The organism is Streptomyces sp. NPDC032126, from assembly GCF_055580085.1.
In genome coordinates, this window is sequence record NZ_JBVIMA010000009.1 from 151,428 (window position 1) to 168,221 (window position 16,794).

The following is a 16,794-nucleotide window of genomic DNA, read 5'->3' on the forward strand; positions in this document are numbered from 1 at the left end:
GGACCCATGTCCACCGCAGGTCCGGCCCCCATCACGGATTTACTTCAGAGTGCATTCCCAACGAATGGGATTCTCTGAACAATGCCCTTCTTGTCCCTGAATATCACTGTCAGTGTCGCGTCCTTCGGCAACATGTCCGCCAGTGAACTCGAGCAGGCGCCGCAGATGTAGTCGCCGCTGATGTACAGGTTCGCTTCCTGGACCTCGAACTTACGCATGAGCGCCGCGGCCTGGGCTTCCAGGTGGTGCTCGTAGCCGTTCACCGTTCCCGGTGCGGGGCTCGTCGCCACGGCCGGGTGGATGTTGCGGTTGCCGGTGCTGAGGGCCTGCCAGCCCTCGTCCTCCGACCACAGGGCGCCGCTCATCTTGCCAGGCCGTTCGAACTGGCTCGACGCCCGGTTCGCCGCAGCAAGGCCGGCCTCATCGGTCGGGCAGCTTCCCGAGTTGTGGACGAGGACCGAGGTGGCCCCGGCGAGCACGTAGTACGTGTGCAGGTCGCTGACGGTGAGGTTGTGGACCGTCGCGCCGGACGCGGTCCACCGCTCGATTGCCGTGACCTGGACGAGGGTGCCCGCGCCGGTGCGCAGCCATTCACCCGTCCGCAGGTCGGTGGCATCGATCCACTTGCCCAACTGCGGAACCCAGAACGGGTGTCCGTCGGTGGCCGTCACCTGGGCGGTCTTGTCCTTGCCGGTGGCGATCGTGACCTTGACCAGATGCTTGACGCCCTTGCCCGTGATCTCGGCCGTCACCGTCTCCACGGCGGTCTCGCCGGTCTCCGGGTCAGTGGCCAGGACCTTGTCACCGTTCTTGACGTCCTCGATCGGCTTCGCGGTGCCGTCGGCCATCAAGACCTTGGTGCCGGGCAGGAAGCTGTTGCACTGGCCGCCGTCTCCGCCGCCGCCGCCGTCGCCCTCGCTCTTGCCCTTGCCGCCGCCTCCGGAGGATTCGTCCTTCGCCTTGGCCTGCCGAGGCTTGGGCTCCGCCTTCCTGGCAGCCTTGGCCTTCGCCTTCTGGACCGTGTTGCCGATCTTCTGCGCAGCCTTCTTCCGCTGCCGGGTCAGCGCCTCCTTGGCCTTCTTCCTCAGCTGCGCCGCCCTCTCGGCGGCCTTGCGCTTGAGTTCTCTCGCCTTGCGCGCCAGCTCACGGGCCTTCTTGGCCAGCTCGATGATCTTGCGGGCCTTCTCCTTCGCCTTCAGCCACGCGCTGACGGCCTTGGCGATGCGGTACGCCGCCTTCGCCACGGAGGGGATCTTCATGACCTTGGTCCACGGAATGGCTCCGATGAACAGGCTTCCGCAGGCCCACAGGTCGCCCCGGGAGAAGCAGCCCATGACGTCGTCCCAGCCGACGAACTCCTTCAGCGCGGCCCAGCCGACCGAGAGGATCACGGACGCCAGCGAGGAGTGGAGCATCTTGTTCGCCCACGCCTCGGCGGACGCCGAGGGACCGCCGAAGTCCGAGGAGCCGCCGTCCGACGCCAGGCCGGTGGGGTCGGCGAAGGTGACCGGGTTGTTCTCGCAGTACACGTACCCGTTCATCTGGACGGGGTCGGCGAGGTCCAGCACCGGGTCCGGGGAGAGGAAGCGGCCCGTGTTCGGGTCGTACTCCCGCGCGCCGAGGTGCACCAGGCCGCTGCCGGCGTCCTCGTCGCCGCCCACATAACCCTGGTGGGAGCGCCATGTCGACGACTGCGCGCGCTTCGCGCCGAACGGGTCGGTCTTCTCGAACTTGACCTTGTTGCCCGACGTCAGCGCGACGTTGACGTACGCCGTGCCGTTCTGGTCGGCCACCTGGACCGACAGCTCCGCCGTCCCCGAGCCCTGCGCGTGACGCATGACCGTCGGGGCGCCCTGCTGCGAGTAGTAGCGCTCGGTGTAGGCCGGGCCGCCGGCCGCGTTCACGGAGATCGTCGACTCGCCCAGGTACAGCGTGCGTTCGGTCGCCGAGATCGCCATCAGGCGGCTGCCGTCACCGCCGTAGATGTACTTGGTCGCCTTGTCGGGCGCCCAGGTCTGCGCGGTCGTGCTGTTGCAGGTGTACAGCTGGAGGTCGGTGCCGTCGGTCGAGTTGGAGCTCGGCACGTCCAGGCACTTGCCGGAGGTGACGTTCTTCAGCGTGTTGGTGGACGTCGCCGTCCACTTCTGCGCCTCCGAGCCGTTGCAGTCGGCGAGGACCACCAGGGTGCCGTTCGCCGTGCCGTTGTCCTTCGGGGCGACGCACTTGCCCAGGATCTTCAACGCACCGGTCGACGGGTCCGTGGACGACGCCGAGTCGATGCGAAGCTTCTGCGCACGGGAGCCGTTGCAGGTGTACAGCTGGAGTGCCGTCCCCGCCGTCGTCGAACCGCCGGCCAGGTCAAGGCACTTGTTCGCCAGGCCCAGCCACGCGCCCGAGCCGTTCTCGCCGAAGCCGGTGACCGTCTCGACCTGGCCGTCCCAGGTCCAGGTCAGCGCCTGCTCCGAGCCGTCGTACGCGCGGGTCTGGGTGTTGCCCGCCTTGTCGTACGTCAGCGCCGTCGTCTTCGTGACACGGGCGCCGGAGTCCGCGGTGAACGTCGACGTCATACCGGTCAGCGTGTGCGGCTGGGTGCCGTCCGCCTTCCCGTACGCGTAGTCGGTGGTGGCGTCCTTGGCGGTGTTCAGGCCCGGGTCGTGCTCGGTCAGCTTCTTGCGGTTGCCGAGCGCGTCGTAGTCGTAGGTCTGCCAGTAACCGCTGTTCGCCGCCGTGACGTTGGTCGTGCCGTCCGAGTACTTCGGGGCGGGCGTGGTCTTGCCCGTCGCCGTGCAGGACGTCGGGGCGGTCCACGCCTCGGTCAGCTGGCCCAGCGCGTCGTACGTGAAGCACTGGCGGTCGGTCGTCGAGTCGACGGCGTCCGCGATCGACGTGACGTTGCCGGCCGGGTCGTAGGCGTAGGTGCGGGAGTTGACGCGGTGGCCGGTGACGGCCGTCGTGTCGCTGGTCGACTCACGGTCGACGATGCTGCGGGTCAGCTCGCCCGTCGCCTCGTCGAACAGGTTCGTCGTCCACACCCGGTTGGGGTTCTCGCCGTTGACGGTACGCAGCACCTGGCCGTACGGCGAGTACGAGGTCTGCGAGGTGTACCAGGACAGGCCCGAGGTGGAGACCGGCAGGCCGTCCTCGTTGTAGCGGATGACCAGTCGCTCGGCGGGCAGGGTGCCCACCGACGGCAGGTTGACCGCCTCCATCTTGCCCGAGTTCGAGTACTCGAAGCTGTAGGTGTAGTCCGCCATCAGGCCGTAGGACTGCGCCACCGATGCGGGGATGCTGATCTTCTGACCGGTCGGCTGGTAGTCGGCCGTGTAGCCGGTCACCGCCGTGGTGTACGGAAGGTCGTCGGTGTAGCGGGTTTGCGAGGTCGGGAGGCCCACACCGCCGATCAGCGTGTCGTACACCGTCTGGGTCAACAGCTTGCCCGTGGCGGAACCGAGACGCTGCTCGGTCGCCCGGGACAGCGCGTCGTAGACCGTGTAGACGGCCGCGGACTCGTTGGTGACCAGCTCGGGACGGTCCAGGACGTCATAGGTGGTCGTGGTCGTGCCGGCGTCCGGGTCGACCGCCTTGGTCTGCCGACCGCGGGCGTCGTACTCCCAGCTCCAGACGTTGCCCTGGTTGTCCTTGGCCTCCATCTGGTTGCCGCGCGCGTCGTACTTGTACGTGGTCGAGCGGTACGCGGCGCGCAACGCGTCGGTGAACGTGTCGACACGGACCGTGCGGCCCATGGCGTCGGACCAGGTGCGCTGGGCGGCGCCGCCGTTCGGCTCGATCACCGTCGAGTAGTCGTAGCCGTACTCGTTGCGGGTGGCCTTCGTCGGGACCTCGGTGCCGTTGAGGTACGGGGTCTCCGTGAGGGTGCGGCCCAGGCCGTCGTACGCGTAGAGCGTCGCGTTCGGCACCTGGAAGTCCGAGGCCAGTTCGAAGAGCTGGGAGCTCGGCTCGCCCTTGTCGTAGTACGCGTTGTTGGTCTGCTTGATGGTGCCGTTGGCGCTGTACAGGATGTCGGTGATCAGGCGGCCACCGCCGACCGCGGGCTCCTGCTTCTGGCGTTCCCGGCCGAGGCCGTCGTAGATGACCGTGGAAGGCTCGTACTCGCCCTCGTCGTTCAGCGATTCAGTGGTGATCGAGACGGGCTGGCCGATGGTCGTGTCGTACGTGACCTTCATCGACGGCGTCTGCGACGTCGACCGGGTCGGGGCCCACATCTGGGTGGTGCGGCCGAGCGAGTCGTAGGTGTACGTCGTCGTACGTGCGTTGACGTCGCTGTCGGTCAGCGCCACCCCGCGGCCGGGCTCGACCACGGTGGTCTCGCTCTGCTGCTTGGGGTTGGTCGTGGTGATCTCGTAGACCTGGCCCTTGTCCGGGACATAGGTCGTGGTGCTCGTGTTGCCCTTGGCGTCCTTGGTCCACGTGGTACGCCCGTACCCGTCGTAGCCGATCTCACCGTCCTTCACCCAGCCGCCGCCCGTGCCCGTGGGGGCCCAGGTGATGGTGGCGTTGGGGGAGGACGGGACGGCGGTGTCGCTGTACGTGGTGGCGTTGTCGTAGCCGACGCGGGAGCCGTCGATCCACTCGGCGGCGGTCGCCGAGGGGGCGTGGGCGCAGGTGCCGGCCGTGGTCAGGGTCTGCGCGGGCAGGCCGATGAGCCACTTGGCCGTGTTGTGGACGTACGACATGACGGTGCACGACTCGTCGCCGGTCACACCGGTGTCGCCCTGCGTCTCGACCTGGGTGAGCAGGCCGTAGGTGCTCTCGTAGGTATTGACCGTCTTGAGCGTGCGCCAGGTGCGGGTGTCGTCGCCCGTGCCGGAGGATCGCGTGACGGAGATGCTGTGGTCGTCCAGGACGCGGTAGGCCTTCAGGTCCGGGATGCCGCCGCCGCGGGTGCGGGTGGCCAGGACCGTGGACGACGGGTAGTCGACGGTCCGGGTCAGCAGGTCGCCGCCGTTCTTCGTGTACGTGAGCGTCTCGGCGACCCGGCCCGCGTACTGCTCATCGTCGTCGGCGACCGGCGCGCCGGTAGAGTCGGTCGTCGTGACCGACCGCGTCCCCCCGCCCGGCAGCGGATCACCGTCCATGCCCCGGAAGTACCGGGTCTCCGTCATCCCCTTCTGGGTGGACATGTACGGGGTGGCGGAGTCCGCGCCGGTGATCGTCTGCACGCGCGCGTAGCCGCGCCACTGGTCGTAGGTGCGGGTCTTCTTCTTGGAGAACTCGGCCTGGTTCAGCGCCCAGGCGGCGCCGTCGAGGTACTTGTACTCGGTGGTGACCGGGTCGACGCCGGACAGGGCCGGCTGCTCCTGGACGGAGGCGACCCGGTACTTGTAGAACCAGTCGATCTCCTCGACGTCCGGATCCGCGTTCCAGTACGCCGGGAAGCACAGGCCCGTGTTGTTCTCGGGCTTGGGGAAGGCCCCGTTGACCTTGCAGTCGTCCGACGGGTCCTCGTAGGTGACGAGGGTCTCGCCGCCGTACTCGCTGACGACCCGCTGGATGCGCAGCCGGTCGAAGACCGGGTTGGGGTCGGAGGAGCCGCGCTTGACGCGGTTGGGCATCGAGACGCTGTTGGCGAGGAACTGCACCGGGTTGAGCGTCTGGGGCTCACCGTCGACGGCGTAGCCGGTGCGGGTGATCGACTCCAGCCACAGGGCGGTGCCCTCGTCGGTGAGGTCGGCGGGCAGCGACTGGCCCAGCGTCCAGCTGTCCAGCTTGGACAGCGCGGTGGAGCCGCGGGTGCGCTGCGTCCAGGTGGTCACCTGCGCGAGGCGCTTGCGGGACCAGAAGGTGGGGACGGGGACGTAGCACTCCTTGCCGGCCGCGCAGTACAGGTCGGCGGGGGTGTCGTACCAGATGCGGTTCTTCGCGAAGTCGCCGGAGGCGAAGTTGTCGTTCGTGTCGCCCTCGGAGGTGCAGGCGATCTCGCCTTCCTTGAAGCAGCGCTCGTCGACGTCGAAGGTGACCTTGGAGATGGGTGCGGCGTAGGGGTTGGCGGAGGTCAGGCCGTACTCGATGCGCTTGAGGTAGCCGCCGCGGTCGTAGGCGACCGGCGTCTTGTAGACCTGGTTCTTCGCGTAGTGGTTGGTCTCCTTCTCCCAGTACAGCGTCATCGCGTTGCCGTCGGTGTCGACGACGTAGTCCAGGTTCCAGCGCCAGGCCTCGTTGCAGAAGGAACCCGCGAAGTCACCCGCCTTGTAGCAGGGTTCGCCGCTCTGGTTGCTCGCGACGGGCACGGTGAACACGGAGTTGGTGACCGGGTCGCCGGTCGCCCAGGTGTCGGACAGCTTGTGCTTGCCGAAGTAGTACTGGGTGCCGTCGCGGGTGGTGACGCGCCAGTACTCGCCGTCCTGGTCGCCGTTGCCGAGGGCGGTGTTCTTCAGCAGCTCGACGCGCGAGCCGTCGCCGTTGGCGGTGACCCAGTTGCTGCCGTACGGGTTCGCGTTGGTCGGCAGCACCAGCTCGGTGGTGCTGCCGCCGAGGGTGAGGGTCGCGTTCCACGAGCCGAAGCAGAGGTCGCTGGTCTTCTTGGTGTTGTTGCCGTTCGTCATGTCGTCACGGCACGTCTTGTACGTGCGCGTGATCGACCCGGCGTTGTACTCCCAGCCGTCGCCGATCCAGGACGGCTGGTTGTTGGACGCGGACGTACGGCCGTCGACGATCTGCGAGTTGTAGCTGAACGCCACCGACGGCGAGGGGCCGCCGGGCACGCTCGGGGTCTGCAGGGCGTACGAGTACGTGAACGCGCCCGAGTTGCCGCCCGCGCTCCACGAACCGGCGCTGACCAGCGGAGACGCTCCGAAGTCGCCCTTCGAGCCGGAGCCGGAGTCGGTGGCGAGGAGGACCGAGGAGCCGGAGCCGGAGGCGGCCGCCGCGAGGGACGCGAGGCGGGTGCCGGACCGCGTCTTGGACGGGCGGTAGACGCCGTCGTTGATGACGCCCTTGTCCGTGCTGGACGCCGGCGTGGTGGTGGAACCGCCGGACGCGAGGGCGGCGGCGTCGACGGTCGCGAGGATCTTGCGCTCGTAGACCGGGTTGCCGTTGGTGTCCGTGCCGGTCTGCTCGACCACGTTGTCCGTGGTGACCTCGGTCGGCTCCGAGCAGCCCGCGGTGTCCGGGGTGGTCAGGAAGCACGCCGGGTACTGCACGAAGGACAGCCGGTCCGCCCAGTTGGCGCCGTACAGCTCGGAGAAGTCCGAGTAGTCGAGGGCGACGACCGCGTCACCGGTGGCGGTGGCGGGCGGGGTGACCGTGAGGGCCACGCCCTCGATGGTGGTGGCGGCGAGTTCCGTCTGGCTCGCGACGGAGACCTTCCAGGAGCCGTTCAGGGCGGACGCCTCGGTCGCCGTGGCGTCCGTGGGGGCGCCGACCTCGACGGGCAGGCTGGTGCCGTTCTCGCTGACCGGCACCATCTGGCCCGGCGTCAGACCGCTGATGTTCTCGGTCACGGTGCCGCCCACGGGGGCGGCGACCTTGCTCGGGTCGTACTCGGCGGGCGGGTCGGCGTCACTGGTCGTCAGGTCGGCGAGCGCGCCGCCGTCCTCGCCCTTGGCGTCGGGGGAGGCGGGCAGGTCGACCAGGTCGACGCCACTGCGGTCGTCGCCCGGCGGCAGCGCCGACGCGGTGGGCGCGACACCCACCACCAGCGCCACGGCGAGCGCGCCGATCACTCCGGCTTGCATCCGTGTCCGTCTGCGGCGCTCGGCACGCGTCAGCACGCGTTCCCGTCTGCCGCTCCAAGACAGCGATCCCCACACAGCGGCAGCCCCCGCACACAGTTCTGTCAATTGAGAGCTCGAATGCTGGGGCACGCATTCACAGAAAGTCAATACAAGTGATTTGGCTCACGGAACGAATTCCCGCAGCTCACTCAAATGATTTCGGAGGCATTTTTTTCAGCCAAGATCACCGCAAACGGAGCTTAACCGTCCGCCAACTATGGGCAAAATGTGACCGTTTCGCACCAGGTGCCCGGGAAGCGAAGTGCCAGGTCAGCTCACCTTGTAAGACGAGCGAGGGAGCCGCCCCGCTCCCTTGCCCAGGTCACGGAAAGGCAAAGGCGAATGGCCGATGTGGCGCAATCTCTCGGCATCGGTCATGCTCTGTGCTCGCTTTCCCCGGTGCCGCACGCGCGCGCCCGGGACGCGGCCAAGGAGCTCATAGAATTCCGGGGAATTCCGGGATTTCAGGGGGAGGGGACCTAAACCCATGGAACGTCGTCGCTTCGGCCTGCCCGGATCCGGGCGAGGTCGAGCGGGGGTGGCCGCCGCGGTCGCCGGTGCGCTCGGCCTCGGCCTGCTCGCCGTACCGCTGCTCGACGGCCCGGACTCCCCCTCCGGCTCCCCCCGGACCAAGAAGTCCGCGGCCGGCCCGCTCGACCAGGACACCGCCCAGGCGCGGGCCGTCTCCACCGGCAAGCGCGTCGAGGTGACCGCGCTGCGCGACGAGACGTCCACCACGTACGCCCGCCCCGACGGCAGCTTCGAACTGGTCGCCTCCGGCGCGCCCGTCCGCACGAAGGTCGGCGGCGCCTGGCGGCCGATCGACACGCGGCTGGCCCGGACCGAGGACGGGTGGGCGGCCAAGGCGGCCGTGGATCCCGTGGTGTTCTCGGCGGGCGGCGCCAAGGGCCCGTCCAGGAGCGACGGCAGCACGTCCGTGAAGCCGGCCGTGTTCACCGTGAGCCGTGACGCCCGCGCCCTCCAGGCCGCCGACGAGACCGCCGGCTACACCGAGTTGGCGAGGATGACCAGCAACGGGCACGAAGTCACGCTGAGTTGGCCGGGCACGCTGCCCGCGCCGACGATCAGCGACTCAAGTGCCCTGTACCGCAACGTCCTCGACGGCGTCGACCTGCTGCTGACGGCGCAGGCGAGCGGCTTCAGCCATGTGCTGATCGTGCACAGCGCCGCGGCCGCCGCCGACCCCGCGCTGGCGAAGCTGAGCTACGGCATCTCCTCCCCCGACCTGACGTTCAACCTGGACCCGGTCACCAAGGTCGTCTCGGGCGTCGACCGCGACGGCAACGAGATCGCCGTGTCCCCCACGCCGTACATGTGGGACTCCGCGGGCACGTACGCGACCACCGAGGGCGCCGACCCGGAGCCCGCCGAGGAGCCCGCCGAGCCCGCGCCCCCCTACTCCGAGGAGCCGGGCGCGCCGGTCCCCGCGGAGAAGCCCGTGACGGGCGACGGCGCGGACACCGCCGCGCCGAGCGCGGAGCCGTCCCCGAAGCCGTCGGCCGAACGGCCCGGCGCCGAGGACGACTCCGGCGTCGAGGTGGAGGACACCGCGGCACCGACCGTCGACCCGGCCGCCTACCGCAGGCGCACGAGCCGCACCGGCGGCGCCGTGTACCGCGAGGCGTCCTACCGGAGCGCGGCCCTGAGCGACAGCCAGGTCCTCGCGCTGCCCGGCCTCGCCGGCGCCGACCGCGGCAGCCATCTGGCCGTCGCCGGCGCCTCGCTCAGCGCCCCCGGCGCCGCGTCCACGGCCCTGTCGATCGTCCCGGACACCAAGCTGCTGACCGACGACAGCACGGTCTACCCGGTCTTCATCGACCCCACGATCTACGGCAAGACCAAGAACTGGACCACCGCGTACAAGAAGTACCCGAGCTCCAGCTTCTACGACGGCGCCAACTACAACACCGGCACCACCGAGGCCCGCGTCGGCTTCGAGTCGACGACCTGGGGCCTGTCCCGCTCCTTCTTCCGGCTCGGCTGGTCCACCAACATCAAGGGCGCGCACGTCTCCTCGGCGTCCATCAAGGTGCGCGAGTCGTACTCCTGGTCGTGCTCCGACCGCGAGATGCAGATGTGGCTGACCGGGAGCATCTCCTCCAAGACCACCTGGAACAACCAGCCGGACTGGAAGACCCGCATCGGCACCAAGTCCTTCGCGCACGGCTACAACTCGTCCTGCCCGGACGCCTACGAGGCGTACGACGCCAAGTCGGTGGCCCAGGACGCGGCCGACGGCGGCTGGTACTCGATGACCATCGGACTGCAGGCCTCCACCGAGGACTCCGCGTACTCCTGGAAGAAGTTCACCGCGGAGGGCGAGTCCGCGCCCAAGCTGACCCTGGTCTACAACCGCAAGCCGAAGACGCCGAGTTCGGTGCTCCAGACGCCCGGCAGCGTCTGCGACAAGACATCGCCGTACATCCACGTCGGCAAGCGCGACGTGGTCCTCTCGGCCGCGTCCTCCGACCCGGACGACACCAGCACCCGGCAGGACCTGCAGTACCTGGACTTCGAGCTGTGGCACACCGGCGACGGCGACCACAAGATCCTCGACAAGAACGTCGCGGTGACCAGCACGGGCAAGGCGTCCGCCACCGTCACCAAGGACAAGTTCACCAACGGCTGGACGTACTCCTGGCGGGTGCGCGCGATCGACTCCAGCGGGGCCGCCTCGGCGTACGCGCCGACCAGTGACCCGTACGTGTGCCGGTTCATCTTCGACAGCGGCAAGCCCAACGAGCCCATCGTGACGTCGACCGTCTTCCCCCCGGCCGACGACGACGGGTCGGTCTGGTCCACGGTGAAGTTCGGCACCTCCGGCAGCTTCACGTTCGCGCCGGACGAGGACACCGACGTCACCCGCTTCGAGTGGTCCTTCAACACGACGACGTTCGCGGACGGCGGCAAGAACGTCACCGCCGGCGCCTCCACCAGCGTGTCGCTGTCCCCGCCGATGGCCGGCCCCAACGTGCTGTACGTGCGGGCCAAGGACAGCGCGGGCAACCCGTCGCTCGGCGCGAAGTACCTCTTCTACGTCACCCCGCGCGACAGCGCCGACAAGCCGGGCGACATGACCGGCGACACCATCCCGGACCTGCTCGCCATCAGCTCGGGCGGCAACCTGTGGATGTACCCGTCCACCGACCAGGGCGACCTGCACGTCTCGCTCGCCGCGGCCCACGACCACGGCATCGGCCTGCTCTCCGAGCCGGACGGAAAGGGCGATCTCTACAAGCCCGGCTACTGGATGGGCGCCGACGGCAAGCCCGCGCTGATCGCGCACGGCGGCGACGTCATCGGCGCGGACGGGGTCGGCGACGTGTTCGCCCGGATGCCCGACGGCAAGCTCTACGTCTACCCCGGCGACGGCTACGGCAGCGTCGACATCTCCCAGCGGCTGGCCCTGCGGATGCCGGCCGGCGCGCCCGACCCGGCGACGTTCGACCAGATCATCGTGGGCGACTACGACCTGGACGGCCGCCCCGACCTGTTCGCCACCGCCACCGGCGGCGAGCTGTGGGCCTTCGAGGGCTACACCGGCGGGACCTTCCTGACCCTCACCAAGATCTCCTCCACGGCGTGGGCGGACCGCGACCTCGTCTCGGTCGGCGACCACGACGCGGACGGAGCGCCCGACCTGCTGTGGCGCTCGCTCTCCTCCAACCGCCTGTACCTGCGCCACGGCATCAAGGACAGCGCGGGGACCGGCTCGACCATCGCCTCCCTGTCGACGGCCGCCGGCTCCAAGACCGGAGCGGACGAGGTCTACGCCGAGGGCTGGGACGCGACGAACACGCCGATCACCCATGTGCGGGGCACGGCCGATGTCAACAAGGACGGCATCCCCGACCTGTGGGCGCTGAAGTCCGACGGCGCGATCTGGTTCTACAAGGGCGGCGCGTCGGTCCTCGGCACGGGCACCCCGGTGATCAGCTCGGACAGCGAGTGGAAGACCACGAAGCTGCTGCTCGGCTGAGGTCCCCGGTGACGTCCGGGACACACTGAAGGGGCCGGAGTTCCACGGAACTCCGGCCCCTTCGCCGTGCGTTCAGACGTCCGAGGGCCGGGGGGCCGCGTGGGGGAAGGCGCCGGCGCGGTCCAGCAGGCCCGTCCGGGCCGCGAGGGCCGCCGCCTCCAGGCGGGAGCCGACGCCCAGCTTCATCAGGACGCGCTGGACGTGGGTGCGGGCCGTGGAGGGGGCGATGCCCATGCCGGCCGCGATCAGCCGGGTGTCCTCGCCGTCGGCGACCCGGACCAGGACCTCGACCTCGCGCGGGGTGAGCATCTGCAGCAGCCGCTGGCCCTCGTCGTCGGGCTGGGCGACGGGGTTGAGCAACTCGCTGAAGGCGCCCTGGAGCAGCTGCGGCGCCACCGCCGCCTCCCCCGCACGCGCCTTCATGATCGCCCGCTCGACTCCCTCGATGCGCTCGTCATGCCGTACGTAACCGGACGCCCCGGCCGCGAAGGCCGCCGCGATGCCGCGCGGGGACGGCACCGGGCCCAGCACCAGGACCGCCACCTGCGGACGCTCCCGCTTGATGCGCACCACCGGGTCGAAGATCCCCGGCTCGGCCGGTGTCGCCGTCCCCAGCAGGCACACCTCGGGCGCCCTGGTGATCACCAGCTCGGCGGCGCCCGCGGCGGGCGCCGCCGCGGCGAGCACCCGGTGCCCGCGCAGCTTCAGGGCCGAGGCCAGCGCCTCGGCGAGCAATCGGTGGTCGTCGACCACCATGAGCCGAACTCCCATCGAGCAACCCCCCAGTCCCCCCATGGATGCCCACCACGGATGACCCCGGAAGCTACACGCTTGTTCGACGTTGCGCTCCCCCTACTGGTGAGAAGTGCCCCGGATCGACGGACTTTTTGGCATTCCTCGCATTCGAGAGGTTCTGTGTGATCGTTTCGAGGGGGTGCGGGTGATCAACTCGTGCCGAAGGCGATCGCCAGATACTTCTTGTCACCGGCGCCGCGCGGACCGTCGGCGTACACGTCGGCCATGTACAGCCGCCCCTGGGAGAAGAGGATCTCGGAGTACTCGGGCGAGAACTCCTGCTCCAGGTCCGACACCGCGTCCGTCGCCGGGTTCTCCAGCAGCACGGTCTCCTTGAACGAGCCGCCGTCGATGCTGACGATCTGCCCGCCCTTGTCGTACGGCGGCTCCTTGTACGCGATCACGTTGCCGCCGTCCATGCGCAGCGGGGTGATGGTGTAGCCGTCGCCCGCGTCGGCGCGCTGGCCGGTCTGCTTGCCGGTGGCGAGGTCGAAGGCGACGACCTCGTTGCTGGAGCCGTGGCCGCCGGAGGAGTCGTGCTCCTCGGTCGGCAGGTACAGCCGGTCGTTGCCGACGGCGATGCCGGTGCAGTCCTCGACGTGGGTGATGCCGTCGCAGTCGGCCGCGTACGCGTCGCCCGGCGCCGAGATGCGCGTGCGCAACTGGCCCGTCTTGTTGTCGATGGAGAAGAAGTCCGAGATACCGCTGCCGTCACCGGCGCTGTCGCCGACGTCGGCGGCCACCACCAGCGGGTCGGTGGACACGACGCTCGCGTACTCGATGTCCTGGGTCATCTTGTACTCGGAGAGCACCTTCCCGGAGACCGGGTCGATGGTCTGGATGTGCAGCTGCTGCGCGTCGTAGCTGCCGCACTTGCGCACCGCGACCAGCTTCGCGCCGCCGCCGTACCCGGCGTCGTGGCAGGTGTCGGACGTCTTCGGGGACCACAGGACCTTGCCGGAGGCGATGTCGAAGGCCGCGCCGCCGTCGCTGCTGCCGACCGCGACGGTGTTCGCGCTGACCGTGATGTTGTCGAAATCGATCGGCTGGTCACCGGTGTTGACCGTCTTGGTCCACAGCTGCTTGCCGGCGGCGAGGTCGAGCCCCGCGACCTGGCTGCATCCGGCCGTGGAGTTCTTGGCGGGCATCGCCGGCTGGAAGACGATCGCGGTCCGGTAGTCCTTGGTGAGGTGCGGTGTCGCCTCGCACACCGGGCCGGGCAGCTTGATCGTCCACAGCTTGGCGCCGGTGTCGCGGTTGTAGCCGGAGACCTCGGCGACGCCGCTCTTCACATACGCCTTGTCCGTCATCCAGGAGCCGTCGACGGCCACGCTGTCGTCCTTGGCGACGGCGGGCATCGGCAGCTGGAAGAGGGCCTTGGAGGTCGGGTCGGCGGGCACCTTCTCGGAACCGGCCGCGGTGCCGCCGTCCTTGCCGTCCTTGCCGTCCTGACCGCCGGTGGTGCCGCCGGAGCTGGTGCCCTTCTTGCCGCTCTCGTCGCCGGACGACTGGGAGTACCAGATGCCGCCGCCGACGATCAGCGCGATCGCAACCACGGCCGCGACGATGATGAGGATCTGGGCGTTCAGACCACCGCGGCCACCGGCCGGGGCGGCGGGCTGCGCCTGGAGGGGGACGGTGGGCTGGCCCGGGTAGCCGTAGGCCGGCTGGGCCGGCTGGGCCGGATAGCCGTATCCCGGCTGGCCCGGTTGGGCGGCCGGGGCGGGGGCCGGGTAGCCGTAGGCGGGCTGACCGCCGTAGGGGTTGGGCTGCTGGGGCGCCTGCTGCGGCTGAGGCTGCTGCGGCGGCTGGGCGTACGGGCTGGGCTGGGCGGGCTGCTGGGGGGCGCCGGGGTAGCCGTAGCCCGGCTCCGGGGCCTTGGCGAAGTGGGGGTTGTCGGCGGGGGCGGGCGGGGCCGCCGGAGGAGCCTGGGGCGGGGTGGGCGCAGGGGCCGCCGGCGGCGGGGTCTGCGGCGGCTGGGGCGCGCCGAAGCCGGGCGGCTGCTGCGGCACCTGGTCCTGAGACGGCGTGCCGAGGCCCGGTCCCTGCGGGGGCTGGTGGGGCGGCGGAGGCGGCGGGGTGCTCATGGCGTGGGTACCTCGGAAAAGCTCGGAAGAACGGGGCGGGGACGGGGTTGGGGGGCGCGGGCGCCAGCGCCAGCTCGGACGTCGGCTCGAGCGTCGGCGCGGGCGTCGGCTCGGGCACGGGCGTCGGTGCCGGCAGCGTGCCTCACTTGCCGTAGGCGAGCATCAGCTTCTCCTTCGCCTCGTCCCCGCCGTCCAGTTGCGTGCTGGAGATGTAGAAGCGGCTGTCGACCCAGGCGAGGTCCCGGCTGTAGAAACCGCCCTCGATCTTGAGCGTGCTCGCGGGCAGTTGCAGCAGCTTGGCCGGCGTGTGCGCGGTGCCCGCCGTCGGCACGGACACCACCTGGCCTGCGGCGTCGTACGACGGCTCGACGTACGCCACGAGGTTCCCGCCCTCGACCCTCACCGGCAGCATCGACTCGTCGGCGGGGGACTTCACGCGCCACTTCTCCTTGCCGGAGGCGAGGTCGATCGCCACGACCTCATTGGGCCCGCTGCTCGCGTCGGTCGGCAGATACAGGGTGTTGGCGTCCGCCGCGACACCCAGACAGCCCGTCAGATCGCGGTGCAGGAACGATCCGAGGCCGCCGCAGTCCGGGGCGAACTTCTCGTTCACATGGACCTGGGAGCGGATCGTGCCGGTGGGAGTGAGCGTGGAGATGTTCCAGGTGTTCTTGTCGTCGTTGGTGCTGTAGACGACCAGCGGGTCGACGGAGAAGGTCTTCTCGATCTCCCAGCCCTTGTCGACCGCCCAGGTCCACTTGACCTTGCCGGTCGCCGGGTCCAGCTCCTGCATCTCGTCGTGCTCGTTCGCACCGGTCGCGTCGCAGGACGACACCGCGATCAGCCGCGAACCGCCCGCGAAGGCGCTGGGGAAGCAGGCGTCGCCGTACCGCTTCTTGTCGTACAGCTTCTTGCCCGTGCGCACGTCGTACGCCGTCCCCGACTGCGAGCGGCCCACCATCAGCGTGTTGCCCGTGACCGCCAGCTCGATGTCGGACGTGCTGTCGAACAGCTCGCCGTCCGCGACCTTAGCCGTCCAGCCCTTCGCGCCGGTGGCGAGGTCGACCTGCTGGAGCTGGTTGCACGTGGCGCGCTCGCTGACACCGCTCATGTACGCGACGACGATCTTGTCGTCGGCCGTCTTCTGTGGAGTGACCGCGCAGATCTCGTAGGGGAAGGTGATGGCGGGCCAGGTCGGCCTGCCGTCGCCGACGTTGTAGGCGACCAGCTCCTTGTAGGCGGCCTTCACCGCCGCCTTGTCGGTGATCCACATGCCGGGCGCGTCGGCGCCGGAACCGGGGGCGTCGGGCGCCTCCTTGTACCAGAGCACCTTCGCCTCGCCGGCCTTGCGGCCCTCGTTGAAGTTCTCCGGGTCGTCGCCGCCGTCGCCGCTGCCGTCACCGGGGTTGACCGGGGCGTCGGAGGCGGACGCCTTGTCGTCGTCGCTCTTCTCCGCGACCGGCTTCTTGTCGTCGTCGCTTCCGCCGCTCGTCACGGCGAACACGACACCGCCGACGACGAGCAGGGCGGCCACGGCGGCCCCGATGAGCACGGCGGTCCTGCCCTTGAAGGGACTGCGCGAGCCCGCGCCCGGCGCGGCCCCGGGTGCCCCCGGGAACTGGGCCTGTGGCGGATAGCCGTAGCCGGGCTGCTGTCCGTACGGGCCGGGCTGCTGGGGCTGTCCGTAGGGCGCGCCGTAGGGACCGGGCGCGGCGGGGGCACCGTACGGGCCGGGCTGCTGCGGTTGCCCGTACGGGCCCGGGGCGGCGGGCGCACCGGGCTGCTGGGGCGGGGCGTACGGCCCGGAGGCGGCGGGCGCGCCGGGCTGCTGCGGATAGCCGTAGCCGGGCGCGGGCGGTGCCTGAGGCGGCTGGGCCGGCATCTCGGGCGCGCCGAAGCCGCCGGCGGCGGGCTGTTGCGGCTGGTCCTGGGGCGGCTGATGCTGCGGTGCTCCGAAACCGCCTTGCTGCGGCGGCTGGTTGGGCGGCTGAGTCATCAGCGTCTTCCCCCTCGTTCACTGATTTTTAGCCACACCCTGAGGTTCGTGTGGGACCGGAGTCGTCTACAGACAGTTCTCAACAGTTGTCAGACGGCTCTTTCTATCACCCGGCACCGACACCGCACGGGCCCGGATCTGCCCCTGTACCCAAGGGAAAACCGCCCCGTGATACCCCCGTTA

Annotated in this window: 5 protein-coding genes; 1 reads left to right on the plus strand and 4 read right to left on the minus strand. The window is 69.9% G+C overall.

Going from position 1 to position 16,794, the window contains the following annotated elements:
* Positions 1 to 44: 44 nt before the first annotated feature.
* Positions 45 to 7,694: a polymorphic toxin-type HINT domain-containing protein gene (locus tag ACZ5NW_RS30085; RefSeq protein ID WP_468747108.1), complete on the minus strand. Its 7,650-nt coding sequence runs from the start codon at positions 7,692 to 7,694 to the stop codon at positions 45 to 47.
* Between the two features lie 526 nt (positions 7,695 to 8,220).
* On the opposite strand from ACZ5NW_RS30085, the gene ACZ5NW_RS30090 reads away from it, so the two are divergent.
* Positions 8,221 to 11,733 carry an FG-GAP-like repeat-containing protein gene (locus ACZ5NW_RS30090; protein ID WP_468747109.1) on the plus strand — a complete coding sequence of 1,171 codons (3,513 nt, stop codon included), beginning with the start codon at positions 8,221 to 8,223 and terminating at the stop codon, positions 11,731 to 11,733.
* Positions 11,734 to 11,805: 72 nt separating this feature from the next.
* Here the strand turns inward: ACZ5NW_RS30090 and ACZ5NW_RS30095 are convergent, their stop codons facing one another.
* The 3 genes from ACZ5NW_RS30095 to ACZ5NW_RS30105 all read right to left on the minus strand — a co-directional run bounded on the left by ACZ5NW_RS30095 (position 11,806) and on the right by ACZ5NW_RS30105 (position 16,611).
* Positions 11,806 to 12,504 carry a helix-turn-helix transcriptional regulator gene (locus ACZ5NW_RS30095; protein ID WP_468747110.1) on the minus strand — a complete coding sequence of 233 codons (699 nt, stop codon included), beginning with the start codon at positions 12,502 to 12,504 and terminating at the stop codon, positions 11,806 to 11,808.
* Between the two features lie 173 nt (positions 12,505 to 12,677).
* Positions 12,678 to 14,615 (minus strand): outer membrane protein assembly factor BamB family protein, encoded by a 1,938-nt coding sequence (locus ACZ5NW_RS30100; protein ID WP_468747111.1) that lies wholly within the window; start codon positions 14,613 to 14,615, stop codon positions 12,678 to 12,680.
* 142 nt (positions 14,616 to 14,757) lie between these two features.
* A complete protein-coding gene (locus tag ACZ5NW_RS30105; RefSeq protein ID WP_468747112.1) occupies positions 14,758 to 16,611 on the minus strand; it encodes an outer membrane protein assembly factor BamB family protein in 1,854 nt (617 codons plus the stop codon).
* Positions 16,612 to 16,794 lie beyond the last annotated feature (183 nt).

Excerpts from the sequence above, each read along its gene's own strand:
- ACZ5NW_RS30090 (WP_468747109.1), top strand. The coding sequence starts at position 8,221 with ATGGAACGTCGTCGCTTCGGCCTGCCCGGATCCGGGCGAGGTCGAGCG.
- ACZ5NW_RS30095 (WP_468747110.1), bottom strand. The coding sequence starts at position 12,504 with ATGGGAGTTCGGCTCATGGTGGTCGACGACCACCGATTGCTCGCCGAG.
- ACZ5NW_RS30085 (WP_468747108.1), bottom strand. The coding sequence starts at position 7,694 with ATGCAAGCCGGAGTGATCGGCGCGCTCGCCGTGGCGCTGGTGGTGGGT.
- ACZ5NW_RS30100 (WP_468747111.1), bottom strand. The coding sequence starts at position 14,615 with ATGAGCACCCCGCCGCCTCCGCCGCCCCACCAGCCCCCGCAGGGACCG.
- ACZ5NW_RS30105 (WP_468747112.1), bottom strand. The coding sequence starts at position 16,611 with ATGACTCAGCCGCCCAACCAGCCGCCGCAGCAAGGCGGTTTCGGAGCA.